The organism is Streptomyces sp. NPDC019531 (assembly GCF_044903305.1).
GTDB lineage: Bacteria > Actinomycetota > Actinomycetes > Streptomycetales > Streptomycetaceae > Streptomyces.
In genome coordinates, this window is the sequence record NZ_JBJDQL010000001.1 from 413,271 (window position 1) to 437,051 (window position 23,781).

General features: G+C 69.8%; 20 protein-coding genes. 10 read left to right on the top strand and 10 right to left on the bottom strand.

Translation table 11 applies throughout. The features are described 5' to 3' along the window. Positions 1 to 101: 101 nt before the first annotated feature. Complete coding sequence (locus ACI2L1_RS01945) at positions 102 to 947, bottom strand: hypothetical protein (RefSeq protein ID WP_404737417.1); 846 nt, start codon at positions 945 to 947, stop codon at positions 102 to 104. A 297-nt stretch (positions 948 to 1,244) separates the two neighbouring features. On the opposite strand from ACI2L1_RS01945, the gene ACI2L1_RS01950 reads away from it, so the two are divergent. Further along, entirely contained in the window at positions 1,245 to 2,927 is a 1,683-nt protein-coding gene (locus ACI2L1_RS01950; protein WP_404737348.1) for a chitinase, read from the top strand. A 60-nt stretch (positions 2,928 to 2,987) separates the two neighbouring features. On the opposite strand, the gene ACI2L1_RS01955 is transcribed toward ACI2L1_RS01950, so the two are convergent. Together ACI2L1_RS01955 and ACI2L1_RS01960 are read right to left on the bottom strand one after the other, a co-directional pair. Then, positions 2,988 to 3,254 (bottom strand): hypothetical protein, encoded by a 267-nt coding sequence (locus tag ACI2L1_RS01955; protein WP_404737349.1) that lies wholly within the window; start codon positions 3,252 to 3,254, stop codon positions 2,988 to 2,990. A gap of 1,100 nt (positions 3,255 to 4,354) precedes the next feature. Beyond that, positions 4,355 to 5,665 carry an Nramp family divalent metal transporter gene (locus ACI2L1_RS01960; protein WP_404737350.1) on the bottom strand — a complete coding sequence of 437 codons (1,311 nt, stop codon included), beginning with the start codon at positions 5,663 to 5,665 and terminating at the stop codon, positions 4,355 to 4,357. A 397-nt stretch (positions 5,666 to 6,062) separates the two neighbouring features. On the opposite strand from ACI2L1_RS01960, the gene ACI2L1_RS01965 reads away from it, so the two are divergent. Then, complete coding sequence (locus ACI2L1_RS01965; protein ID WP_404737351.1) at positions 6,063 to 7,397, top strand: M14 family metallopeptidase; 1,335 nt, start codon at positions 6,063 to 6,065, stop codon at positions 7,395 to 7,397. Between the two features lie 87 nt (positions 7,398 to 7,484). Here the strand turns inward: ACI2L1_RS01965 and ACI2L1_RS01970 are convergent, their stop codons facing one another. The 5 genes from ACI2L1_RS01970 to ACI2L1_RS01990 all read right to left on the bottom strand — a co-directional run bounded on the left by ACI2L1_RS01970 (position 7,485) and on the right by ACI2L1_RS01990 (position 11,951). Continuing rightward, a complete protein-coding gene (locus ACI2L1_RS01970; RefSeq protein ID WP_404737352.1) occupies positions 7,485 to 7,967 on the bottom strand; it encodes a hypothetical protein in 483 nt (160 codons plus the stop codon). Positions 7,968 to 8,050: 83 nt separating this feature from the next. Beyond that, positions 8,051 to 9,523: a GntP family permease gene (locus ACI2L1_RS01975; RefSeq protein WP_404737353.1), complete on the bottom strand. Its 1,473-nt coding sequence runs from the start codon at positions 9,521 to 9,523 to the stop codon at positions 8,051 to 8,053. 105 nt (positions 9,524 to 9,628) lie between these two features. Beyond that, a complete protein-coding gene (locus ACI2L1_RS01980) occupies positions 9,629 to 10,039 on the bottom strand; it encodes a RidA family protein (RefSeq protein WP_404737354.1) in 411 nt (136 codons plus the stop codon). After that, positions 10,036 to 10,809, bottom strand: coding sequence for an IclR family transcriptional regulator (locus ACI2L1_RS01985; protein ID WP_404737355.1), 774 nt, complete (start codon positions 10,807 to 10,809; stop codon positions 10,036 to 10,038). Before ACI2L1_RS01985 ends, ACI2L1_RS01980 begins: the two co-directional genes overlap by 4 nt. After that, the gene (locus ACI2L1_RS01990) at positions 10,806 to 11,951 is read right to left on the bottom strand and encodes a sugar kinase (protein ID WP_404737418.1); all 1,146 of its coding nucleotides are present in this window, start codon (positions 11,949 to 11,951) and stop codon (positions 10,806 to 10,808) included. Before ACI2L1_RS01990 ends, ACI2L1_RS01985 begins: the two co-directional genes overlap by 4 nt. 156 nt (positions 11,952 to 12,107) lie before the next feature. On the opposite strand from ACI2L1_RS01990, the gene ACI2L1_RS01995 reads away from it, so the two are divergent. Together ACI2L1_RS01995 and ACI2L1_RS02000 are read left to right on the top strand one after the other, a co-directional pair. Then, positions 12,108 to 13,382 carry an amino acid deaminase gene (locus ACI2L1_RS01995; protein WP_404737356.1) on the top strand — a complete coding sequence of 425 codons (1,275 nt, stop codon included), beginning with the start codon at positions 12,108 to 12,110 and terminating at the stop codon, positions 13,380 to 13,382. A 17-nt stretch (positions 13,383 to 13,399) separates the two neighbouring features. Then, positions 13,400 to 14,983: an amidohydrolase family protein gene (locus ACI2L1_RS02000; RefSeq protein WP_404737357.1), complete on the top strand. Its 1,584-nt coding sequence runs from the start codon at positions 13,400 to 13,402 to the stop codon at positions 14,981 to 14,983. Between the two features lie 30 nt (positions 14,984 to 15,013). On the opposite strand, the gene ACI2L1_RS02005 is transcribed toward ACI2L1_RS02000, so the two are convergent. Both ACI2L1_RS02005 and ACI2L1_RS02010 read right to left on the bottom strand, forming a co-directional pair. Continuing rightward, positions 15,014 to 15,946, bottom strand: a complete 933-nt coding sequence (locus ACI2L1_RS02005) for a serine protease (RefSeq protein ID WP_404737358.1) — start codon at positions 15,944 to 15,946, stop codon at positions 15,014 to 15,016. A 212-nt stretch (positions 15,947 to 16,158) separates the two neighbouring features. Next, entirely contained in the window at positions 16,159 to 16,848 is a 690-nt protein-coding gene (locus ACI2L1_RS02010; RefSeq protein ID WP_404737359.1) for a hypothetical protein, read from the bottom strand. A gap of 126 nt (positions 16,849 to 16,974) precedes the next feature. Between ACI2L1_RS02010 and ACI2L1_RS02015 the strand changes: the two genes are divergently transcribed. From ACI2L1_RS02015 to ACI2L1_RS02040, 6 genes are all read left to right on the top strand, one after another. After that, positions 16,975 to 18,186, top strand: coding sequence for a pyridoxal phosphate-dependent aminotransferase (locus ACI2L1_RS02015; RefSeq protein WP_404737360.1), 1,212 nt, complete (start codon positions 16,975 to 16,977; stop codon positions 18,184 to 18,186). An 84-nt stretch (positions 18,187 to 18,270) separates the two neighbouring features. Further along, the gene (locus ACI2L1_RS02020; protein ID WP_404737361.1) at positions 18,271 to 18,693 is read left to right on the top strand and encodes a hypothetical protein; all 423 of its coding nucleotides are present in this window, start codon (positions 18,271 to 18,273) and stop codon (positions 18,691 to 18,693) included. Positions 18,694 to 18,925: 232 nt separating this feature from the next. Next, a complete protein-coding gene (locus tag ACI2L1_RS02025) occupies positions 18,926 to 19,990 on the top strand; it encodes a hypothetical protein (protein WP_404737362.1) in 1,065 nt (354 codons plus the stop codon). Positions 19,991 to 20,005: 15 nt separating this feature from the next. Continuing rightward, positions 20,006 to 21,181, top strand: a complete 1,176-nt coding sequence (locus tag ACI2L1_RS02030; RefSeq protein ID WP_404737363.1) for a toxic anion resistance protein — start codon at positions 20,006 to 20,008, stop codon at positions 21,179 to 21,181. Continuing rightward, positions 21,178 to 22,734 (top strand): substrate-binding domain-containing protein, encoded by a 1,557-nt coding sequence (locus ACI2L1_RS02035; protein WP_404737364.1) that lies wholly within the window; start codon positions 21,178 to 21,180, stop codon positions 22,732 to 22,734. The genes ACI2L1_RS02030 and ACI2L1_RS02035 overlap by 4 nt, the downstream gene beginning before the upstream one ends. Next, positions 22,721 to 23,335: a hypothetical protein gene (locus ACI2L1_RS02040; RefSeq protein ID WP_404737365.1), complete on the top strand. Its 615-nt coding sequence runs from the start codon at positions 22,721 to 22,723 to the stop codon at positions 23,333 to 23,335. The genes ACI2L1_RS02035 and ACI2L1_RS02040 overlap by 14 nt, the downstream gene beginning before the upstream one ends. Positions 23,336 to 23,781: the final 446 nt, after the last annotated feature.

A 23,781-nucleotide genomic window follows, 5' to 3' on the forward strand; every position in this document is an offset into this window, starting at 1 on the left:
ACCCCTCTCGTTCGCGAAGGGGAGGAAGTCAAGAACCGTGCAACCTCGTTTTCGGGGGGCTAGGTCGAGCGGAATCGGGGACGGGGGCGATCCGGTACGGCTCACCCGGCGGGCAGTTGGTGCCGGCGCTGCTGATGCAGCTGTTGTTGCTGGGGTACGGGCGTCACCGGTGCGGTGGCCGAACAGAAGACGCACCGGTCACCGATGACGTCGATACCGCACCAGTGACAGATGTTCTGCCGTACCGAGGTGACCAGTTGGTAAAGGACGGACAGGTCGGGCAGGAAGGTGCAGAACTCGATCAGCTTGCCGGTGCCCCACCACTCGGCGGACTCGGCCGGCAACGGGGTCTCGCGCAGGCCCTGGATCCGCCAGGACTTGGCCAGGCTCCCGGAGACCCAGTCGGACTGGAGCTGGCCGCGGGCGACGAGCATCGAGGTGGCGAACTCCGGGCCGGCCAGCGTGGCGTCCGGGGCGATCCTGACGAGCTGCGGCTGGGGGTGGGCGAGCACGGCGAACTGGCTGCCCGACACCCAGGACTTGGCGTGCGACTTGAGGCCCACGGGGACCCGGTCGAGCTTGGCCACCGAGCCGAGCAGGGCCCCGGCGTGCAGGTAGTGGGTGAGCAGCCGGCCCGCCGAGGCGAGGACGCCCGGGCTGAGGTCGCAGGAGGCGAGCTGTCTCAACTGGCGTGCCAGGACGGCGATCCCGAGAGGCGGCAGTTCAGGACGGAAGAGAGCGATCCGGTCGCTCTCGAGGAGGGACCGCACGGTGCGCAGCCGTTGGTCCACCGCGGGCGGCACGGCATGGGAGTACACGACGACCACATGGCCGTGCTGGTCGATCAACGACTGCAGCGCGGCGAGCGAGTGGTCCAGCGGCTGCCGGTCGAGGCCGTCGAGCACGACGGCGGGCAGGGTCCGCTCGTCCTGCGCCGGCAGCGCCATGTCGGCACCGGTCACTGCGATGGCAGTTGGCACGCGCAGCTCCCCGTATCCATGCCCGAGGGTCCGACGGATCACTCCGGCGCACCCGGTCGACTTCACTGCGTGACTACCTGAGCACTGTAACCACGCCTCTGTGACCGGAGAACAGCGATTCTGTGACTTCCTGTCCTGTGGGGTGGATCAAAAGCGGGCGATTCCTGCCCAGATGGGGCGCACTTGCCACGTGCGCGAGCCAGAGAAAGGCCAGTTGCGTACTCCTCCTTGACAGCAGTATTGGTCTGGACCAACTCTCTTGTCATGCCCATACTCAGCAGTAGACGGCTCTGGACGACAACCCTCACCGCGGCCCTCGCCCTGGGTCTCGCGGGACCTGCCTCCGCCGCCGACGTCAACAACGCCAAGAACGCCGGCTTCGAGTCCGGCCTGAGCAACTGGACCTGTTCCGCGAGCAGCGGTACGACGGTCTCCTCCCCCGTGCACGGCGGCTCGGCCGCGTTGAAGGCGACGCCGGCCGGGCAGGACAACGCACGCTGCACCCAGACGGTGGCCGTGAAGCCGAGCTCGACGTACACGCTCAGCGCGTGGGTGCAGGGCGGCTACGCCTACCTGGGCGCGACCGGCACCGGCACGACGGACGTGTCGACGTGGACCCCGGACACCGCGACCTGGAAGCAGCTGTCGACGACCTTCACGACGGGCGCCTCGACGACCTCGGTGACGGTGTACACGCACGGCTGGTACGGACAGGCCGCGTACCTCGCCGACGACGTGTCGGTGTACGGCCCGGACGGGGGCGGCGGGAGTGATCCCACTCCCACGGTCCCGGGCGCGCCGTCCGGTCTGGCGGTCGCCGGCACGTCCTCCTCGTCCGTCTCCCTGTCCTGGAACACGGTGTCGGGCGCGACGGGCTACAACGTCTACCGCGACGGTGCGAAGATCACGGCGGTGGCGGGGACGTCGGCGACCGTGTCGGGGCTGGCCGCGTCGACGTCGTACAGCTTCCAGGTCACGGCGGTGAACTCGGCGGGTGAGTCGGTGAAGTCGGGCACGGTGACGGGGACGACGACCGCCTCTCCGGGCGGCGGGGGCGGCGCACTGCCGAAGCACGCGGTCACCGGGTACTGGCAGAACTTCAACAACGGGGCGACGGTCCAGAAGCTGTCCGCCGTCCAGTCGCAGTACGACATCATCGCGGTGGCGTTCGCAGACGCGACGACGACTCCCGGGGCCGTGACCTTCAACCTGGACTCGGCCGGTCTGGGCGGCTACACGGTCGACCAGTTCAAGGCGGACATCAAGGCGAAGCAGGCCGCCGGGAAGAAGGTCGTCGTCTCCGTGGGCGGGCAGAACGGCACGGTGTCGGTGAGCGACTCGGCTTCGGCGGCGAACTTCGCGAACTCGGTGTACGCGCTGATGCAGACGTACGGCTTCGACGGTGTGGACATCGATCTGGAGAACGGGCTCAACCCGACGTACATGTCACAGGCGTTGAGGTCCCTGGCGGGGAAGGCGGGCTCGTCCCTGGTGCTGACCATGGCACCGCAGACGATCGACATGCAGTCCACGTCGAACTCCTACTTCCAGACCGCGCTGAACGTGAAGGACATCCTCACGGTCGTCAACATGCAGTACTACAACAGCGGTTCGATGCTGGGCTGCGACGGCAAGGTGTACTCCCAGGGCTCGGTGGACTTCCTGACCGCGCTGGCCTGCATCCAGCTTGAGGGCGGACTGGCGCCGTCCCAGGTCGGGTTGGGGCTTCCGGCGTCTCCCAGTGGGGCGGGCAGCGGTTATGTCTCGCCGTCCGTGGTGAACAACGCGCTGGACTGCCTGACGAAGGGGACGGGGTGCGGGTCCTTCAAACCGTCGAAGACCTACCCGGACCTCCGTGGGGCGATGACCTGGTCGACGAACTGGGACGCGGCGGCAGGGAACGCGTGGTCGGGGACGGTGGGACCGCATGTGCACGGGCTGCCGTAGCCGGGGGCCGGGGGGCGGTCGGGGTTTCACCTCCGCCGCCCCGGCGCTCCGCGTCAACGCTCACGCGAGGGGCTTGTAGTACCCCAGGATCGCGGCCAGTTGGGCGAACCACTGGCCCAGCAGGTCGCGGTTCTTCGCGTCGACGACACACTCGTAGAACCGGCCGTCCACGTGGATGACGGCCATCATGAGCGTCTTCCCGTTGGGACCGGCCTTGTAGTGGACACTGCGGATCTCGTGCCAGGGGAACTCGGCGGAGTACCCGTGGTCCTCGAAGGCGACGCCCGCGGAGTCGACGACGATGGAGTTGTGCCGGTCGACGGCCATGAACTCGGGGCCTTCGGCGGGCGGTTGGGGCTGGGGCGGGGGTGAGGGGTAGCCGTATTGGGGTGGGGCGGGCTGATGCCCGTACGGGGGTGGGCCGGCGGGTTGCCCGTACTGCGGCTGGGCCGGAGGTCCGAAGCCCTGCGGCGCGGGGGCCGAGGGGCCGAAACCGGGTGGGCCGGGGGAAGGGGGCGGCGGAGCAGCCGCGGCGGCGGGGGGCGGTCCGGGAGGCGTCTGCGGGGCAGGGGGCTGCGGGGCAGTCAGCGGCTCGGGGGCGAGCGGCGGGGCGAAGCCCTGTTGAGGCGGGGACGGCCAGGCAGCGGCAGGAGGAGCTGGGGGCTGCCCACCACGAGCCTGCGGCGCGGGGAACGGCTCGACGCCGGACGCCGGAACGGAGCCCTCCTCAGTCGCAGGCGGCCAAGCGGCGGCAGGCGGAGCCGGGGGCGTCTCGGCGGTGACTGGTGGTGCGGCGGCAGGCGGAGCCGGGGTCGTCTCGGCGGTGACCGGTGGTGCGGTGGCCGGTGGCGCAGAGGCCTGCTCGGCAGCAGGCGGTGGTGCGGTGGTCGGCTCGGTTGTGATCGGTGGCGCGAGAACCCAGTCCGCGGGAGCCGGCTCCCCGGGGGCCGGGGCTTCGGCGGGTGGCCGTGCCGGGGCCGGTGGGGACTGGGGCGGCTCTGAGGGAGTCGGTGGCGTGGTCATCTGCGTCGGCCCTCGTCGGTGGTGTGGTTCCCGGTGGCCGAGGATATCTCCCCTGCCGGTAGCCGGCGGTGTGCCGAGGCGTCCGGCAGCGGCCCTCGAAGGTCAGGAACGACCAGGCGTTCCCGGCCCAGGTGCACACCGCGGCGCCCGCGACCGCAACTGGTCGGCGACCGCACCGTCCGGCATGGAGTCGTACCACCCCAACGGTGAGGGAGCGCGGTTGTACGCGGCGGCCCTCGAACACGTATTGACGAACGTCACATGAAGGTCCCGCGGGCCCTCGGCAGAACCGTCGTCGCGCTGCTCGGCCTCTGACGGACGCCTACCGGGCCGACGGTGAACTGCCACCGTTGCCCGGAACATCCTGCGTCGCGCCGACGGTGCCGTCCCCCTGTCGGAGGAACTCAGAAGAACTCCGACCACGGCTGGTCCCAGATCTGCTTCACGCACAGGACCAGGAACAGCAGACCCGCGATCACCAGCATCCCGTTGCTCAGCGGGCCGTTGCGCCATTCCCTGGGAGTGCGCGCGGAGTTGAGGAGCCAGATCAGGGTGCCGGCGAGGAACGGGAGGAAGGCCGCGCCCAGGACGCCGTAGATGATGATCAGGCGGAAGGGTTCGCCCTGGAAGAGCAGGACGATGGGCGGGAAGGTCAGCCACAGCAGGTACGCGCGGAACGGCCAGGAGCGTTCGCGTGCGCCGGAGGCGACCTCCTCGCCCTTCTGCTCGCCCTGGCCGCGGAAGCGCGCCACGAAGTCGGCGAACATCAGGCTCACGCCGTGCCAGACACCGATGAGAGAGGTGAACGACGTGGCGAAGAAGCCGATGAGGAAGAACTTCGCGGTCGCCGAACCGTACTCGTCCTCCAGGATGTCGCTCAGCTGGATGAGCCCCTTGTCGCCGCTCGCGATCGCCACGTTGGCCGAGTGCAGCAGCTCCGCGCCGACGAAGAGCATGGCGACGACGAAGATGCCGGTGGTGATGTAGGCGACCCGGTTGTCGAGGCGCATCACCTTCATCCAGCCGATGTCGGTCCACCCCTTGGCGTTGACCCAGTAGCCGTACGCGGCGAGCGTGATGGTGCCGCCGACGCCGCCGATCAGGCCGAGGGTGTTGAGGATGGAGTCCTTCTCGTCGGGGAGGACGGGGAGGAGGCCGGCGAACGCGTCCGGGAGGTTCGGGGTGACCCTGATCGCCAGGTACACCGTCACCACGAACATGACGCCCACCAGGACCGTCATGACCTTCTCGAAGACCTCGTACTTGTTGAACCAGACGAACACGAGCCCGACCAGCCCGCAGGCGATGGCCCACCATTCGAGGTCCATCACGTCCGGGAACAGCGCCTGCAGTGGCAGCGCGCTCGACGACATCGCGGCCGCGCCGTACACGAAGCCCCAGATCACCACGTAGACGGCGAAGAACCAGGTGGTCCAGCGGCCCAGGCTCGCCCAGCCGTCGAACAGGGTGCGGCCGGTGGACAGATGCCAGCGGCCCGCCGCCTCCGCGAGGGAGATCTTGACCAGACAGCCGATCACCGCGGCCCACAGCAGGGTGTAGCCGAAGTTGCTGCCCGCGATGAGGGTGGCGACGAGGTCACCGGCGCCGACGCCGGTCGCGGCGACGACGATCCCCGGCCCGATGTACCGCCAACTGGACTTGCGGGGTCCGGAACGTGCCTCACCGGTCGCTGTGTTGTCCGTGGTGTCCGCCATGAAGGTCAAGAAACCCTAAAGACCGCGGACCGGCAAGAGGGCATACCAGCGCCAGCGCAGCTCCAGCGCCTCCACCAGGAACATCTCTCGACCTGGTTGGCCAGCCCTTCCGCGACGAGTTCGGCGACCTGGACCTCCCGGGGAGCGAGGCGTACCTGAGGGCTCTCCGGTGAGCGCGGAGGGGGCAGCCCCGGTTTTTGCAGGGCCACCAACAACGCACAGGCAACGCACAGTTCACGCCATCGCGTCTTTATTCGCTCTTGACCGGACCATGTCATCCGCAGACGATGAGCGGCACACCCGCACCGGCAGTACGTCGCAGAACTCGCTGAACCACCCCCCGCTCCACTCCCCACTTCCGGAGATCCCGGAAGCCCTGGAGACCACAGGAGACTTCATGCGACTTCGCATACGCGGTTCCGGCGCCCGCGGCGGCACCCGCTACGCCGCCCTCGCCGCCGTTCTGGCCCTCGCCCTCGCGGCCCCCCTCTCCGCGAACGCCGACAGCGCCCCGAAGGCGGCGCCGAGCGCCGAGGACGTCCGCCAGTACGAGATCCACCAGCACACGACTCCCGTGACCCGCACGGCGATCCAGCAGACCGGAGTGACCGTCGACGAGGCCGACGAGGAGACGGTGGTCGTCTCCGGAAGAGCCGACCAGATCAAGAAGCTGCGCCAACTCGGGTATGAGGTCGCCGCGTTGGGGGCCGCTCCGGACCGGGCCGCCGAGGACGAGGTCAGGCTCTACGACTTCCCCTCGGCCGACTCGCGCTACCACAACTACGCCGAGATGAACGCCGAGATCGACCAGCGCCTCGCCGCCTACCCGAACATCATGAGCAAGCGGGTCATCGGCACGTCCTACCAGGGCCGGGACATCGTCGCCATCAAGATCAGCGACAATGTGGCGACCGACGAGGCCGAGCCCGAGGTGCTGTTCACCCACCACCAGCACGCCCGAGAGCACCTCACGGTGGAGATGGCGCTGTACCTGCTGCGCGAGCTCGGCGCGGGCTACGGCTCCGACTCCCGGGTCACCAGCATGGTGAACAACCGCGAGATCTGGATCGTCCCCGACCTCAACCCGGACGGCGGCGAGTACGACATCGCCACCGGCTCGTACCGCTCATGGCGCAAGAACCGGCAGCCCAACTCCGGTTCCTCGTACGTCGGTACGGACCTCAACCGCAACTGGGCCTACCGCTGGGGCTGCTGCGGCGGCTCGTCCGGGTCGACGTCCTCCGAGACCTACCGCGGTGCGGCGGCCGAGTCGGCGCCCGAGGTCAAGGTGGTCGCGAACTTCGTGCGCAGCCGGGTCGTCGGCGGGGTCCAGCAGATCAAGACGAACATCGACTTCCACACGTACAGCGAACTGGTGCTGTGGCCCTACGGGTACACGTACTCCGACACGGCGACCGGGATGACGGCGGACGACAACGCCGTGTTCAAGACGGTCGGGCAGAAGCTGGCCGCGAGCAACGGGTACACGGCGGAGCAGGCGAGCGACCTGTACATCACCGACGGGTCGATCGACGACTACCTCTGGGGCACGCACAAGATCTTCTCGTACACCTTCGAGATGTACCCGTCGTCCAGCTCCGGGGGCGGGTTCTATCCGCCCGACGAGGTGATCGAGCGGGAGACGTCCCGGAACCGGGACGCGGTGCTGCAGCTGCTGGAGAACTCGGACTGCATGTATCGGTCCATCGGGAAGGAGTCTCAGTACTGCTAGGGGCTGCAGGTTGTGGGGAGCTGCGGGCCGGTGGGGGCTGGTCGCGCCCACGCGGCGGAGCCGCATATTGATACGGCCCCGCGCCCCTCAGTCGGTGTCCTCGGCCTCTTCCTCGAAGTACTTGTCCATGACCGCGTCGAGTTGTTCGTCCCACTCCGCGAAGCGGGACCTTGACGTCGCTTCGATCTCGATGGGGTACCAACGGCGGTCCGGCGTGTGCACCGTGATGGTGAACCGCTTGCCGAAGCGCGGGGACTCCGTCTCCACGGCGCCGATCTCGTCCCAGCGGAACTCGCAGGACTGGTCGTCGAGGAAGAGCCGTACGCCCTTGTGGTCGGCGACGATCTTCGCGCGCCGGTCGGACGCCTCGAAGACGGGGCCGTCGGGGACCTCCTCCTCGGCGGCCTCCTCGGCAGGCGCCTCGAAGGCCTCCTCCGGAGTCGCCTCCGCCTCCTCCGGCTTGGCGTCATCCGCCTCGCCGGACACGGGTGAGGGGAGCCCGGGGATGAAAGCCGGGTCGAATCCGGCGCCTTCCAGGGGCTGGCTGCTCGAACCTATGCGCTGCTCCACAGCGGGCAGTATGGTCGACGATCCTGTGCCGGACACAGCCAGCCCCTACATCGTTATCGGACGCCTACATGGGGCTACAACACCTACACGAACACACTCAGCACCGCCGCCACCACGAACCCCGCCACCGACAGCACCGTCTCCAGCACGGTCCACGTCTTCAGGGTGTCGCGCTCGCTGATGCCGAAGTACTTGGCGACCATCCAGAAGCCCCCGTCGTTGACGTGCGAGGCGAAGATGGAACCGGCCGAGATGGCCATGATGACGAGGGCGACGAAGGCCTGGGAGTGGTGGCCCTCGGACAGCAGCGGCGCCACGATGCCGGCCGTCGTCACGATCGCGACCGTCGCCGAGCCCTGTGCCACGCGCAGCACCACCGAGATCAGGTACGACAGCACGATCACCGGCAGACCGACGTCGTTGAAGGTGTCCGAGAGCGCCTGGGCGACCCCGCTGGCCTTGAGGATCGCGCCGAAGACCCCGCCCGCGCCGACGACGAGGAGGATGTTGCCGACCGGCTTCAGCGATGCCGTCGACACCGTCTCCAGCGACTTGCGGGACCAGCCGCGGCGGATGCCGAGGAGGTAGTACGCCAGGACCAGGGCGATCGTCAGCGCCACGAAGGGGCTGCCGAAGAACTCGATCACCGAGCGGCCCGTGGAGGGGTCGAGCGCGATCGAGGAGAACGTGGCGGCGAGGATCAGGACCAGGGGCGTACCGATGATGCCGATGACCGTGCCCAGCGGAACGGGGTCCTCGCGCGGCTCGACGCCCTGTGCCCGCTGTTCCTCGATCACCGCGAGCCTGGCCTCGGCCGCGGCCTCCACCATGTCCTGCGGTACGGCGACGAAGATGCGGCGGCCGACCCAGGCGGAGTAGGCCCAGGCGGCGAGGACGGCCGGGAGTCCGCAGACGATGCCCATGAGGATCACCCAGCCGAGGTCCACGTGGAGCAGACCGGCGGCGGCGACCGGGCCCGGGTGCGGGGGCAGGAAGGCGTGGGTCATGGAGAGGCCGGCCAGCAGCGGCAGACAGTAGAGCAGGATCGACTTGCCGCTGCGCTTCGCCGCCGCGTACACGATCGGGGCGAGCACGAAGATGCCGACGTCGAAGAAGACCGGGATGCCGAAGATCAGGCCGGTGAGGCCCATGGCGAGGGGCGCCCGCTTCTCCCCGAAGAGATTGAGCAGCCGGGACGCCAACACCTCCGCCCCGCCGCTGACTTCGAGGATCGCGCCGAGCATCGTGCCCAGGCCGATGATGATCGCGACATGGCCGAGGATGCCGCCCATACCGGACTCGATGGTGGACACGGCGTCCGACCGCTGGACCGTGCCGAAGAGTTCGGTGACCGAGAGGCCCGCGAGCAGACCGACGGCTATGGAGACGCCGAGCAGGGCGACGAAGGGCTGCAGTCTCGCCTTGATGATCAGGAAGAGGAGCAGGGCGATACCGATGGCGGCGACCGTGAGGAGGCCCGCGGTGCCGTCGATGAGGAGGAGCAGGCCACCGGTGTGCGGAGGTGTCTCGGTGGTTGCGGCGAGCGGTAGGGACATGGGGGTCCTCTGCGTAAGTACATGGAGCTTTCGGGCAGGGGGGATCGCGGCACGGCACCCCGGGAGGTGCCATGCCGTGTACGACGTGCGGGAGTTGAGGGAGCGTCAGCCGAGGACGGCGAGTGCGTCGATCTCGATGAGCAGGCCCGCGGGCAGACCGACGTAGACGGTCGTGCGCGCGGCGGGAGGCTGGGTGAGGCCCTGCTCCTCGAAGTAGGTGTTGTAGATGCCGTTCATCTCGGCGAAGTGGGCCACGTCCGTCAGATAGACGCGGATCATCATCACGTCGTCCCAGGAGGCGCCGCCCTCCTCCAGGATCGCCTTGACGTTGGCGAGGGTCTGGAGGGTCTGCTCGCGCAGGGTGGGCCCGGCGGGCGTGGGGGGCTTGCCCTCCTCGGCCGGGAGGAAGCCGACCTGTCCCGCGACCTGGAGGATGTTGCCCTTCTTCACGCCGTGGGAGAACTTCGCGGGCGGGGTGGTGTGGGTCCTGGGGGTGAGCGCGGTCTTGTCCGTCATACGGGGTCCTTTGCGGGGTCCTTTGGTGGTGTTCTGCCGGAGTACTCGCCGCTGATGGCATCGGCCGTACGGCGGACCTGCGGGAGCAGGGTGAGGAGTTCCTCGGCGGTGACGACGACGTTCGGCGCGGAGACCGACATCGCGGCGACGACCCTGCCGTCGGCGCCGCGGACGGGGGCCGCGACGCAGTTGATGGACTCCTCGTGGCCACCGAGGTCGGTGGCCCAGCCCTGTTCGCGCACCCGCTCCAACTCCTTGAGGAAAGCAGGGGCGTTGGGTGTCGAACGGGCCGTGTACAGGGGGTAGTCGAGCTTGTCGGCGAGGGCGTGCCGCTCGGCCTCCGGGAGATCGGCGAGCAACAGTTTCGCCACGGCGGCGACGGTGATGGCGACCGGCTTCCCGATCCGTGAGTACATCCGCACCGGGTAGCGGCTCTCGACCTTGTCGATGTACAGCACCTCGTCCTCCTCGTGGACGGCGAGGTGGACGGTGTGTCCGCACTGCTCGTTGAGGGCCACGAGGTGGGGGTGGGCGATCTCCCGGATGTCGAGGTTCTCCATCGCCTCCTGGGCGAGCGCGATGAGCCGGGCGCCGAGGCGGTAGCGCTGGTCGGACTGGCGGTAGACCATGCCGTGCTCGTGCAGGGTGCGCAGGAGCCGCAGCGCGGTGGACTTGTGGACGCCGAGGCGGTCGGCGACCTGACCGAGGTCGGCGGGGCCCTCGGCGAGCAGCGGCAGGATGCTGAGTGCTCGGTCGACGGTCTGGCTCATGGGGTGCGTACCTCCTCCGGGGCCCTGTCGGCTTGCGTCCAGCCGGGGCCGAGTCGAAGTGTGCCCCACGTGTCGTCTCCGACGGCGGTGAGGCGGTCGGCGTGGTCTCGGGCTGGGGGTGGCGCGAGGTCGCCGGGGGCGGTGAGGGTGGCGGCGGCCCAGAGGTGGCCGTGCCTTATGCGATCCCTCATGGGGAGGTTGCGGAGGGTCGCGGAGAGGAACCCTGCGGCGAAGGCGTCGCCTGCTCCGGTGGTCGCTACGACGTCGACGGCGAGGGCAGGGACGAAGGTGTGCGTCGATTGTGGCTGAGCGGGGGGTGTTGTCGGTTGCCCGCGCTGGCGGGGTGCCGCTCTCCGTGGGTCGGGAGCCGCCCCAGCGGCACGACTGCCCGCAGCTGGGTAGGCGTGAGTGGACCCACCCAGGGGCGCGGGGAACTGCGCGCCCAGCCCCCGCTCAGCCGCACCCGAAACGAATGCCGTAGCCCCCAAAGCCCCCTGCTTCACCACCAGCACCCCCGGCTCGGGCAGCACCGCACGAACAGCCGCCGGACCCCCCACGACCCCCCACGCCTCCTCCGCCTCGTCCTCCCCCACGAACACGATGTCGGCCCGCCGAGCCAGCTCCAGCAGCACCCGAGGCCCCTCGGCATCCCGCCACAATCCGGCCCGGTGATTGACGTCGAACGACACCACCGGCCGCCCGGCCCCCGGAGCCGTCAACTCACGCAGCAACCCCAGACAGTCGTCCGACAGGGCCGCGGTGATCCCCGACAGATGCAGCAAACGAGCCGCCCGCACCGACGCCAGGTCCACGTTCTCCACCGACATCGCCGACGCGGCCGACCCCGCCCGGTAGTACGCGACCTCATGCGCATCCGTGGCCCGGTCCCCCGCCGTACGGAAGTACACCCCTGTGGGCCGCGCGGAATCCCGCCCCACGGCGGAGACATCCACCCCGTACCCCCCGACCGCCTCGACCAGGTGATCCCCGAACCCGTCGGCCCCGACCCGGCTGACCCATCGCACGGAATGCCCCGCCGCCGCCAGAACACACGCGACGTTGGACTCCGCGCCCCCGATCGCCCGGTCGAAAGACGGCACATCGGCGAGGCGCCCCGGCCGGCTGGGCAGGAACGTGACCATGGACTCGCCGAGCGCGACGACGTCCACGGCGTCGGAGGCATTCACGATGGTGGTAGCTCCTTGATTGACCCGGCGTTGGCGTGGATGTTAGACAGCGGTCAGCGATATACGCAATGAGCGTTGCACACACTGCAACAAACCCACCAGGGAGGCCTCGTGTCCGGTACCGAAGCGCTCGCCCGCCTCACGCAGGACCGCGTCGACCACCGCTTCAAGGGCCTCCCCCCGGACGCGGACGGCCTGACCGTCGCCGAGCTGACCGCCCAGCGCCGCAACCTCTTCACCGACGGCTTCACGACCCCCGTGCTGGCCCTGTCCGCCGAGCGCCTGGAGCACAACCTCGCGCTCATGGAGACGTACGCGACCCGCCACGGCCTTGCCTTCGCCCCGCACGGCAAGACAACGATGGCCCCCCAGCTCTTCCAGCGGCAGATCGGGCACGGCGCCTGGGGCATCACCCTCGCCGTACCGCACCAGGTGCGGGTCGCGCGGGCATACGGCATCCAGCGGATCTTCCTCGCCAACGAACTCGTGGACCCGGCGGCGCTTACCTGGCTCGCCGGTGAGCTGGCGCGCGACGCGGACTTCCGCTTCGTCTGCTACGTCGACTCCGTACGCGGAGTGGAACTGATGGACGCCGCCCTGACCGGCACCTCCCGCCCCATGGACGTCGTCATCGAACTCGCCGCCGGCGAGGGCGCCCGCACCGGCGTCCGTACGGAGGCGGAGTGCGCGGCGGTCGCCGACGCGGTCGCGGCCACCGGGACGCTGCGGCTCGTCGGTGTCGCCGGTTACGAGGGCGAGGTCCCGCAGGCGAACCCGGAGCGGGTCCACGCGTGGCTGCGCCGACTCGTCGCCCTGGCCGCCGACTTCGACAAGGCGGGACGGTTCGCCGGGGCGGGGCCGGACGGGATCGTGATCAGCGCGGGCGGCAGCGCCTGGTTCGACGCGGTCGCCGACGTCTTCGCCGAGATCCCCGAACTCTCCGCCCCGGTCCTGAAGTTGCTGCGCTCGGGCGCGTACGTCTCGCACGACGACGGCCACTACCGCAAGGTGACCCCCTTCAACCGGGTCCCCGAGGAGGGTGCCCTGGAGCCCGCGTTCCGGCTCTGGACCCAGATCGTCTCCCGCCCCTCCCCCGAGCAGGCCTTCGCCAACGCGGGCAAGCGGGACGCGGCCTACGACCTCGATCTCCCGTTCCCCCAGGCGGTCCGCCGCGACGGCACCGAGCGCCCCGCGACCGGTATCGAGGTGACCGCCCTCTCCGACCAGCACGCCTGGCTGCACACCGCCCCCGAGGCGGATCTGGAGGTCGGCGACTGGCTGGGCCTCGGTCTCTCCCACCCGTGCACGTCCTTCGACAAGTGGCAGCTGATCCCGGTGGCCGAGGCAGACGGCACGGTCGTCGAGTACATCCGCACGTTCTTCTAGAGGCAGGAGGTACGGCGATGGAAGAGCTCGTCATCCGGGACGCGGACGTCGTCGACGGCAGCGGTGGCCCCTCGTACCGCGCCGACGTGGTCGTGGACGGCGGCCGGATCGTCTCGATCGTCAAGGAGGCGGCCGACGCGGGCTGCCAACGCCCCAAGGCCCGGAGGGAGTTGGACGCCGAAGGTCTGGTCCTCTCCCCCGGCTTCATCGACATGCACGCCCACAGCGACCTCGCCCTGCTGCGCGACCCCGACCACAGCGCCAAGGCCGCGCAGGGGGTCACGCTCGAAGTCCTGGGCCAGGACGGGCTGTCGTACGCCCCGGTCGACGACCGCACCCTGGAGGAGGTCCGCCGCGCCATCACCGGCTGGAACGGCTACGGCGACGACATCGACTTCGACTGGCGGTCGGTGGGCGAGTACCTGGACCGCCTCGACCGCGGAATCGCCGTCAACGCGGCCTATCTGATCCCACAGGGCACGGTCCGCGCGCTCGCCGTCGGCTGGGAGGACCGCGAGGCGACACCGCAAGAGCTTGACCGTATGCGCCAGTTGGTGGCCGAAGGCATGGAACAGGGCGCGCTCGGCATGTCGTCCGGCCTGACCTACACCCCCGGCATGTACGCCAAGAACGCCGAACTCACCGAACTGTGCCGGGTGGTGGCGCGGTACGGCGGCTACTACTGCCCGCACCACCGCTCGTACGGTGCGGGCGCCCTTGAGGCGTACGAGGAGATGATCGCCCTGAGCCGGGAGGCCGGGTGCTCCCTCCATCTCGCCCACGCCACCATGAACTTCGGCGTGAACAAGGGCCGGGCGCCGGAACTGCTGACCCTCCTGGACGAGGCGCTGGCGTCGGGCGCCGACATCAGCCTGGACACCTACCCCTACACCCCCGGCTCCACCACCCTCGCGGCCTTGCTGCCGAGTTGGGCGAGCGAGGGCGGCCCGGAGGAGATCCTCAGGAGGCTCGCGGACGACGAGACCGCGGAGCGCATCCGCCACGACCTCGAAGTCATCGGTTCGGACGGCTGCCACGGGGTGCCGATGGAGTGGGACACGATCGAGATCTCGGGGGTCACGGATCCCTCGCTGACGGAGTACGTGGGCCGCCGCCTGGACAGCTGGACGACCGCCCGTCACCTGCTCCTCGCCGACCGCCTCGCCCCGTCGATCCTCCAGCACGTCGGCCACGAGGAGAACGTCCGCCAGATCATGCGGCACCGGGTCCACACCGGCGGCTCGGACGGCATCCTGCAGGGCGCGAAGCCGCATCCCCGGGCCTACGGCACGTTCCCGCGGTATCTCGGCACATATGTGAGGGAGTTGGGCATCCTCTCCCTGGAGGAGTGCGTCGCCCACCTCACCTCACGCCCGGCGTCCAGGCTGCGCCTGCCGGACCGAGGGCTGGTCAAGGAGGGCTACCGCGCGGACCTGGTCCTCTTCGATCCGCAGAGGGTGGCACCGGGTTCGACCTTCGCGAACCCGCGCAGACTGCCGACCGGCATTCCACACGTCCTGGTCGACGGCAAGTTCGTGATCGAGAACGGGAGTCGTACGGACGTACTGGCCGGCAGAGCGGTCCGTCACAGTCCCATGTGACGGAACGGCTCGTGCCTTACTGTGCGGTCCTTACGGCTTGGGCAGGGTGCAGGTGCCGGCGTTCAGGTTGAGCTGGTTGCCCGTCGTGAAGCAGGCCGGGATGTTGTAGATCTCCTGGGCGTAGTTGATGCCCTCGCGCACGGTGACGTTGCCGCTCTCGTCGACCTCGCACGGGTTGTTCTCCGTGCAGCGCTCGCCGTCCTCGTTGCCGGTGTTGTTGACGGCGACGACCTTGCCGGTGGCCTGGTCGATGACGGGCGAGCCCGAGGTGCCGCCGATGGTCTGGCAGGCGGAGGTGTAACGGACCGAGTCCTTCCAGGTCCAGTCCCCCTCCTTCAGCCGGTACGCGAACCCGTCGATGTTGCAGTTGTAGAGCGTCTTCCAGTAGCCGGAGGCCACGGTGATCGCGGTCCCGGCGGTCGGGTGCGTGTCCTGCACGGTGAGCGGGGAGATGCCGTACGAGCTCTTGATCGACGCGTACGTGGAGGTGAGCTGGTAGATCGACACGTCCGTGTCGGTCATCGTGCCGTAGGCGAGCTTGCTGGCCCGCAGCGTGGCGACCCGGGTGCCGGAGGAGTTGAGCAGCCCGAAGGTCCGGCTGGAGGCCTGGTTGGTGAGCACCTCGCCCGGCTCGGGGAAGCCGGTGGTGAGGCAGTGCCCGTTGCTGAGGACCAGCGCCGGGTCGGTGTCCAGGGAGTTCGGGAAGCGGATGACCGATCCGGAGCAGTTGCTGAGCGAGACGGTGCCGGCGAGGGTCACGGCCTTGAGCTTCGGCGAGGGTGACGTGAGCTGGGACAGGCTCGCCGTGGTGGACGTGACCGCGTCGTGGACCACGGAGGTGACCGTGTCCGTGTCGACGCCCTTGCCCACGCTGGTGGCCGTGGGTTCGGCCGCGAGGGCGGGTGCCGTACTCATCCCGGCGAATGCCAGGACGGAGAGTGCGGCGACGAGAGGCTTTCTCATGTGGGGGTCCCCTCTTACGACTTGGGCGACCGGAAATCTTCCGGCCGCCCGCGATTTTGTCATGCACATTGTGAAGAGGGGTGGGTGATTGGGCAAGAAGCTGTGTCGAGCCCGCGCCTACCCGGCGCGCATCGCCGTCACATCGGGGACCTCGGCCGCGCCGACGACCCCCGCCGTTCCGTTCGGCGAGGTCAACCTACCCGGAACCAGGGCTACTTGGGGCCCTTCGTGGCGCCCTGTCCACGCCCCTTGCCGGAGTTGCCGGGGCCGTCGGCGGAGGTGGGGCTCGCGGAGGACGACGGGGCGGCCTGGGCCGCGGAGGAGCTGCCGGCCGACGGGCTCGCGCTCGCCTCCGGGGCCGCGGAGGAGGCCGTCGAGGCGCTCGCACCGGGCGAGGAAGCGCTGGTCGCCGACCCGCCGGGGACCGCCGGGCGGGCGGAGGACGCCGGGGCCGTGACACCGTCCGTGCCGGTGACGGCGGAGGGAGCGCCCTCATGCCCGTCCCGCGAGGGATTCGAGGAGGAGTCCGACAGGGACAGGCCCACGACCAGGGCCGCCGCCGACACCACCCCGATGGCTCCGGCGGCCACGACCACCCGCCGCGAGTGCCGGGCACCCGTGCCGTGTGCGGCCCGTCGGCGGTCCGCGCGACCCAGGTGTTCAGGACCGGCGTACTCCGGCCGGTCGGGCCGCGCGTCGACGGACCGCGGACCCGTGGACGCCTCGTCGGCGGACTGCGGGCCGGGGGGCTCAAGGCGGGGAAGCTCGGCCGTCGCGTCGTACGCGTTCTGCCAGCCGTGCGCCGCCGCGGGGTCCGTGTACTCCTCGTACGCCGGAGCCGGACCGGGCTGCGGCTGGTAGACGTTCGGCACCCCGGACTCGTATTCGACTGGCCTCGACATGGCGTCGCATTCTAGGGACGTGCGGGACGGCTGGGACAGCTACCGGCGATAACAGCACAAACCTCCGCGTCTCACGTGGCGGAAAACACGACCCGTCACGCGTTACCGGGCCGTAAGCTCCCGTACATGCAGGTGATCCAGTCGACCAAGCTCGCCAATGTCTGTTACGAGATCCGGGGCCCGGTTCTCGAGGAGGCGATGCGCCTGGAAGCGGCAGGGCACCGCATCCTCAAACTGAACACCGGCAACCCCGCCGCCTTCGGGTTCGAGGCGCCGCCGGAGATCCTGGAGGACGTCCTCCGCAACGTGTCGACGGCCCATGGATACGGCGACGCGAAGGGACTGCTCGCCGCGCGCCGGGCGGTCGTCATGCACAACCAGACCATCGGCATCGAGACCGACGTCGAGCACGTCTTCATCGGCAACGGCGTCTCCGAGCTGATCGTGATGGCCATGCAGGGCCTGCTCGACGACGGCGACGAGGTCCTCGTACCGGCGCCCGACTACCCGCTGTGGACGGCCGCCGTGTCGCTGTCCGGCGGTACGGCCGTCCACTACCGCTGCGACGAGCAGGCGGACTGGATGCCCGACCTCGCGGACGTGGAGCGGAAGGTCACCGACCGCACCAAGGCGATCGTCATCATCAACCCCAACAACCCCACGGGCGCGGTCTACGACGAGTCCCTGCTCAAGGGGCTGACCGACATCGCCCGCCGCCACAACCTGCTGGTCTGCTCGGACGAGATCTACGACAAGATCCTCTACGACGACGCCACGCACACCCCGACCGCCGCCGTCGCCCCCGACCTGCTGACCCTCACCTTCAACGGCATGTCGAAGGCGTACCGGGTGGCCGGGTACCGGGTCGGCTGGATGTCGATCTCCGGGCCGCGCGCGCACGCCGACTCCTACATCGAGGGCCTGACGATCCTCGCGAACATGCGCCTGTGCGCGAACATGCCGGGGCAGCACGGAGTGGTCGCCGCGCTCAGCGGACGCCAGTCGATCAAGGACCTCGTCCTGCCGGGCGGCCGGCTCGTCGAGCAGCGGGACGTGGCGTACGAGCTGCTGACCCAGATCCCCGGCGTGAGCTGTGTGAAGCCGAGGGGGGCGCTGTATCTCTTCCCGCGGCTCGACCCCAAGGTTTTCAAGATCAAGGACGACCGGCGGATGGTCCTGGACCTGCTGCGGCAGGAGAAGATCATGGTGGTCCAGGGTTCCGGCTTCAACTGGCCCGAGCCCGATCACTTCCGGGTGGTGACCCTGCCGACGGCCGGGGATCTGCGGGACGCGGTGGGGCGGATCGCGAACTTCCTGGACGGGTACGGGCAGCCGTAGCCGCTCAGGGTCCTCCTTTCCGCTGCTCAACTTTAGACGAAATCTAAGCTAGGATGGTTTCCTGACAGCTCAGGAGGCCATCCCATGTACGAGCCGATCCGTACCAAGTCGGTCCACAGCACGATGGCCGGCGCCACCTCCGACTTCCCCCACCGGTCCCGTGAGGAAGAGCTGGACATCCAGCTCGCGGGCCATCTCGCCGCGCTGCTCGCCGTCACGGACGAGCTGCGGGCGCTGACGCCGTCCACCGACCTGGACACCGCGGCCGAGCGGCTCGCCGAGCAGGTGGCCCGACTGCGGGGCGGAGGCGCACCGGCCCGCGCGACCCTGACCGCGGTCACCGCGGAGCCCCGGGTGGCCGACCTCCACCAGCGCGCCCACGCGGTCGCAGGCCGCGCCCTCCTCGTGGCGGCGTCCCGCGCGGACACGGCGGCGGCGATTCTGGCGGCGGAGCGGATGGATGCGCATGCGGCGGCTCTGGAGCCCCGGGAACTCGCCGCGCACTGAGCCCTACGGCCTGCTTGAGCCGGGGCGCCTGTTCGCCGTGGGGGGCCGTGTCGTCTGGCGGGTGCGGGTTCGTCGTGGCTTGTCGCGCCCACGCGGCGGAGCCGCAAGTCGACACAGCCCCGCACCCCTTTAGGGGCGCCTCCGCTCGGCCGTGTTGATCCGGGACCGGTACTACACCTCCCGTTCACCCTGTTCGCCGGGGAATGTTGGGTTCCGCGAGCACGCTCCCGGCGTGAGACGAATCGCAGGGATCGTCCTCGCGGTTCTGCTGATCGGTGGCGTGGTGGCTGCCGTCGTAGCGGGCCGGGAAGCGGACGACAAGGGCACGGCAACGAAGACCGTGCGTGGAGTGATCGGGTCGGAGAAGGCCGAGTTCTTCGAAGATCCCGACGTGGTGAAGGCCCTCGCCGCCAAGGGCTACACCGTGAAGGCCGAGACCTCCGGGTCCTGGGCCATGGAGGGCCTCGACCTCAAGGGGTACGACTTCGCCTTCCCGTCCAGCCAGGCCCCGGCCGCGGAACTCGCCGCGAAGTACAAGGTACGGGGGACCCTCCCCCGCCCCTTCTACTCGCCCCTCGTCGTCGTGGCGCACAAGAGCGCCGCCGAGGTCCTCGCGAGCAACGGCCTGGCCGCACTGGACGCCGAACACCGCGGCACACTGAAGATGGCCGCCTATCTCGACGCGGCCCGCGACGACCGCACCTGGCAGCAGCTCAAGGGCGCGAGCAAGTACGGGGAGCTCACCGGCACCCTCTACCTCTCCAGCACCGACCCGGAGACCTCCAACTCCGGCGCCCTCTACCTCGCCGCCGCCTCCTACGTGGCCAACGGCGGCAAGGTCGTCGCAAGCGACACCGAGGTCAAGAAGACAAGTCCCCTGCTGCACAAGCTGGTCAGCGTGCAGGGCGCCCAGCAGTCCAGCACGGACGCGGCCTTCCGGGACTTCGTCAGCGGCGCAGGCAACCCGCTGGTCCTCGTCTACGAGTCCCAGGTCGCCTCACTCCTCGCGGACGGTCAACAGCCCGACGACCTGGTCGTCCTCTACCCGGACACCACGGTCAACAGCGACCACACCGTCGTACCGCTGACCGACAACGGCACTGCCCTCGCCGGACTCCTCTCCACCGACCCGCAGTTGCGGAAGCTGGAGGTCCGGCACGGGTTCCGTCCGCAGGGCGAGGCCACCGAGTTCGCCAAGGCCACCACCTATCTCAAGCAGGAACTGACCGGCGTCCGCCAGGCACCCGTGCCCACCTCCGAGGTGCTGCACGAACTGGCGCGACGGGCGCGCGGATAACGGGGGACCAGATCCATGACATCCATGAACAACGACGACACCTTCCTGCTCACCCCGCCCGAGCCCGTGGCCGCCGTGCCGCGCGAGAAGGCCGGCGGACTCGTCCCCGTCGACGACTCGGTCCGCACCGACATGGCCCGCAAGGCCTCCGCGTACGTCGAGGGACTCGCTGTCCTGGACGCCCGCTCCCCCGAGTTCGCCGGCAAGGTCGGTGAGATCACCGGACTGGGTGCGGGCGAGATGCGCAGCGCCGCCGCACAGTCCAACCGCATGCTGGAGCGGACGGTACGCAGCCTGCCGGACAAGGGCGGGGACGCCCAGTCGCAGGTGGCGGGCTCGCTGGTCGAACTCCGGCGTGTGGTCGAGGATCTGGACCCGCGTGACCTGCCGGCCTCCAAGGGCCGCAAGTTCCTGTCCCGGCTCCCCGGCGGCAGCAAGCTGCGCGACCACGTCGCCAAGTACGCCTCCGCACAGGGGACGTTGAACAGGATCGTCGGCTCCCTGCGCGGTGGTCAGGACGAACTCCGGCGCGACAACGCCGCGTTGCAGACCGAGCGGGTCCGCCTGTGGGAGACCATGGGCAAGCTCCAGGAGTACGTCGTCCTGACCGAGGCCCTGGACACGGCGGTCGAGCAGCACATCACCGCCGTAGGAGATCCCGAGGCGGCCGACTCGCTCCGCGCCGACGTGCTCTTCCCGGTCCGGCAGAAGCACCAGGACCTGCTCACCCAGCTCGCGGTCTGCGCCCAGGGCTACCTCGCCATGGACGTCGTACGCCGCAACAACGAGGAGCTGATCAAGGGCGTCGACCGCGCGGCCACGACCACCGTCTCGGCGCTGCGCATCTCCGTGATGCTGGCCTCCGCGCTCGACAACCAGAAGAAGGTCGTCGAGCAGGTCAACGCGCTGCGCGGGACGACCGAGGATCTCATCCGGGGCAATGCCGAGATGCTGGCGACGCAGAGCGGGGAGATCCAGCGCATAGCCGCCGACCCGGCCGTCGGCGCCGAGACCCTGCGGGGCGCCTTCCAGCAGATCTACCGCACTCTCGACGCGATCGACACCTACAAGGTCCAGGCGACCGAGGCGATGGCGGCGACCGTGGAGTCGCTGACCGTCGAACTCCAGCACGCCAGCGGGTACTTGGAGCGCAGCCGGTCCCAGGGCGCCCTGGAAGGCGGCCTGGGATGAGACGACGCGCACTCGCCGTCTGCCTCACGGCTCTCGGCCTGCTCACCGCCTGTACGGCACAGGACCGCCCGGCCGTCGACATCTCCACGCCCGGTGTCCCCGGCCCCGCCGAGCCGGGCACCCTCCGCGTCCTCGCCTCCAGCGAGCTCAGCGACATGACCCCGGTCCTCGACCAGGTCGAGAAGGACACCGGCGTCAAGGTCAGGCTGAACCCCATCGGCACCCTGGACGCCGTGGACATGCTGGCGAAGGGGAAGACGGACGGCCAGTACGACGCTCTGTGGCTGTCCTCGAACGACTACCTCCGTCTGCGCCCCGACGCGGCGAGGAAGGTGGTCTCCGAGACGCCCGTCATGTCGAGCCCGGTGGCGATCGGCGTGAAGTCCGCGAAGGTGAAGGCGCTCGGCTGGAAGAGCGAGGACGTCACCTGGTCCCAGGTCGAGCAGGCCGTCCAGGACGGCAAGCTGACGTACGGCATGACCGACCCGGCCCGCTCCAACTCCGGTTTCTCCACGCTGGTTTCGGTGGCCTCCGCACTCTCCGGCGCCCAGTCGGCGCTCACCGACGCGGACGTCACCAAGGCCACGCCCCGGCTGAAGGAGTTCTTCAAGGGCCAGAAGCTGACCTCGGGTTCCTCGGGCTGGCTGGCCGCGGCCTACGACCGGCGCGGCGACGTCGACGCCCTGCTCAACTACGAGTCAGTCCTCAAGGGCATCCCGGACCTGACCGTGATCCGCCCCCGCGACGGTGTGATCACCGCCGACTACCCGCTCACCTCGCTCAAGTCGACCAGCGCACAGACCCGCGAGGGCGTCCGCCGGGTGACGGAGGACCTGCGCACCGAGAAGATCCAGCGGCTGATCACCGAGCGCACCCACCGCCGCCCGGTCGTGGCCTCGGTCGCGCCGGCGAGCGGCCTGGACACCACCCGGCGCCGTGAACTCCCCTTCCCCGGCACCCGGTCCGTCGCCGACGGCCTGCTCGACTCCTACGAGAACGAACTCCGCCGCCCTTCCCGGACCGTGTACGTCCTGGACACCTCCGGCTCGATGGACGGCGACCGCCTCAGTCGCCTCAAGACGGCCCTCACCGACCTCACCGGCGACTTCCGCGAGCGCGAGGAGGTCACGCTGATGCCGTTCGGTTCGGAGGTGAAGGACGTACGGACCCATGTGGTCGACCCGGCGGACCCGCGGACCGGTCTGGACGCGATCCGCGAGGACACCTCGGGGCTCTCCGCCGACGGCGACACCGCGATCTACACCTCGCTGGAGAAGGCGTACGACCATCTGGGCGCCGACCGCGACACGTTCACGTCGATCGTGCTGATGACGGACGGCGAGAACACGGCCGGGGCGAAGGCCGAGGACTTCGACGCCTTCTACTCCCGGCTCGGCCAGGAAGCCAAGGACATCCCCGTCTTCCCCATCCTCTTCGGCGACTCCGACCGCTCCGAACTGGCCCACATCGCCGACCTGACCGGCGGCCGTCTCTTCGACGCCCAACAGGGCTCGCTGGACGGCGCCTTCGAGGAGATCCGTGGCTATCAGTAAGTACCTGGAGTCCCGCAAGAACATCGCGGGAAGCGCGTGCGGCCTGGTCGGCCTGGTGCTGACCTTCACAGGGATGGCGGGCGCGTACTGGCCGGTGGTCGTGGCCGGTCTCTACGGCGCGGGCGCCCTGGTCGCCCCGCCGGAACGGCCGCCGCTGCCGGACTTCCCCGACCCGTCGGCCCAACTCGACGAACTGCGGGGCGACTTCGAGAAGCTGCGGGTGTATCTGACGGACATCGAGCTGTCGGTCACGGCGGCGGCCCGGCTCCGCGAACTCACCGAGCTGCTGACCGCGTTGCTCGACCAGGGCTGGAGCAAGGAACTGCTGGCCCACGACCCGGAGGGTGTGCACTCCCTGTCCCGGATCGTGCGGCGCGACCTGCCCGAGGCCGTCGACAGCTTCGTACGCACACGGTGGTGGACGCGGATGACACCGGGCACGGAGTCCCCCGAACTCCACCTGGAGCAACAGCTGGGCCTGATGAAACAGGACGCACAGCAGCTGGCGGCGGCCCTCCGGGACGCGGAGGCCCGCCGCCAGGAGACCCACACCCGGTACCTGGAGGACCGGGGCGGGCAGCACGGGGTCAGGGGCAGCTGATGCGGGCTGCTGTTGTTGGTGACGGTCACCGTGCAGGTCGCCCGGTCGCCGATGCTGACCGTGCCGGGGCCGGACTTCGTCACCGACAGGTCCAGGCCGGCCGGGGCCCGGCCGTCACCAACAGGTCCGCGCGCCGGCCGGGGCGGTGGCGGTGCGCTGCCGCCGCCCAGGAGGCGGGCCAGGGCGAAGCCGCTGTCCGGTCGGCCCTGGCCCGCGGCGACGATCTTTCCGGCGGACCGGAGGGCGAGCGCCTCCACCGACTCGTAGTCGCCGAAGTCGGTGCGGACGATGCCGTTGGCGGGCGTCCTGTCGCCGCCGTGCCGGTCGCGCGTGAGCTGTGAGCATGCGCGCCGGCGTGTCGCCGTACGCGTACATCGGCGGCCGTCACAAGCGGCGTCGCCCTCACCGGACGCAGGAATTCCATCCCAGCGGTTGAGAGCGGGCAG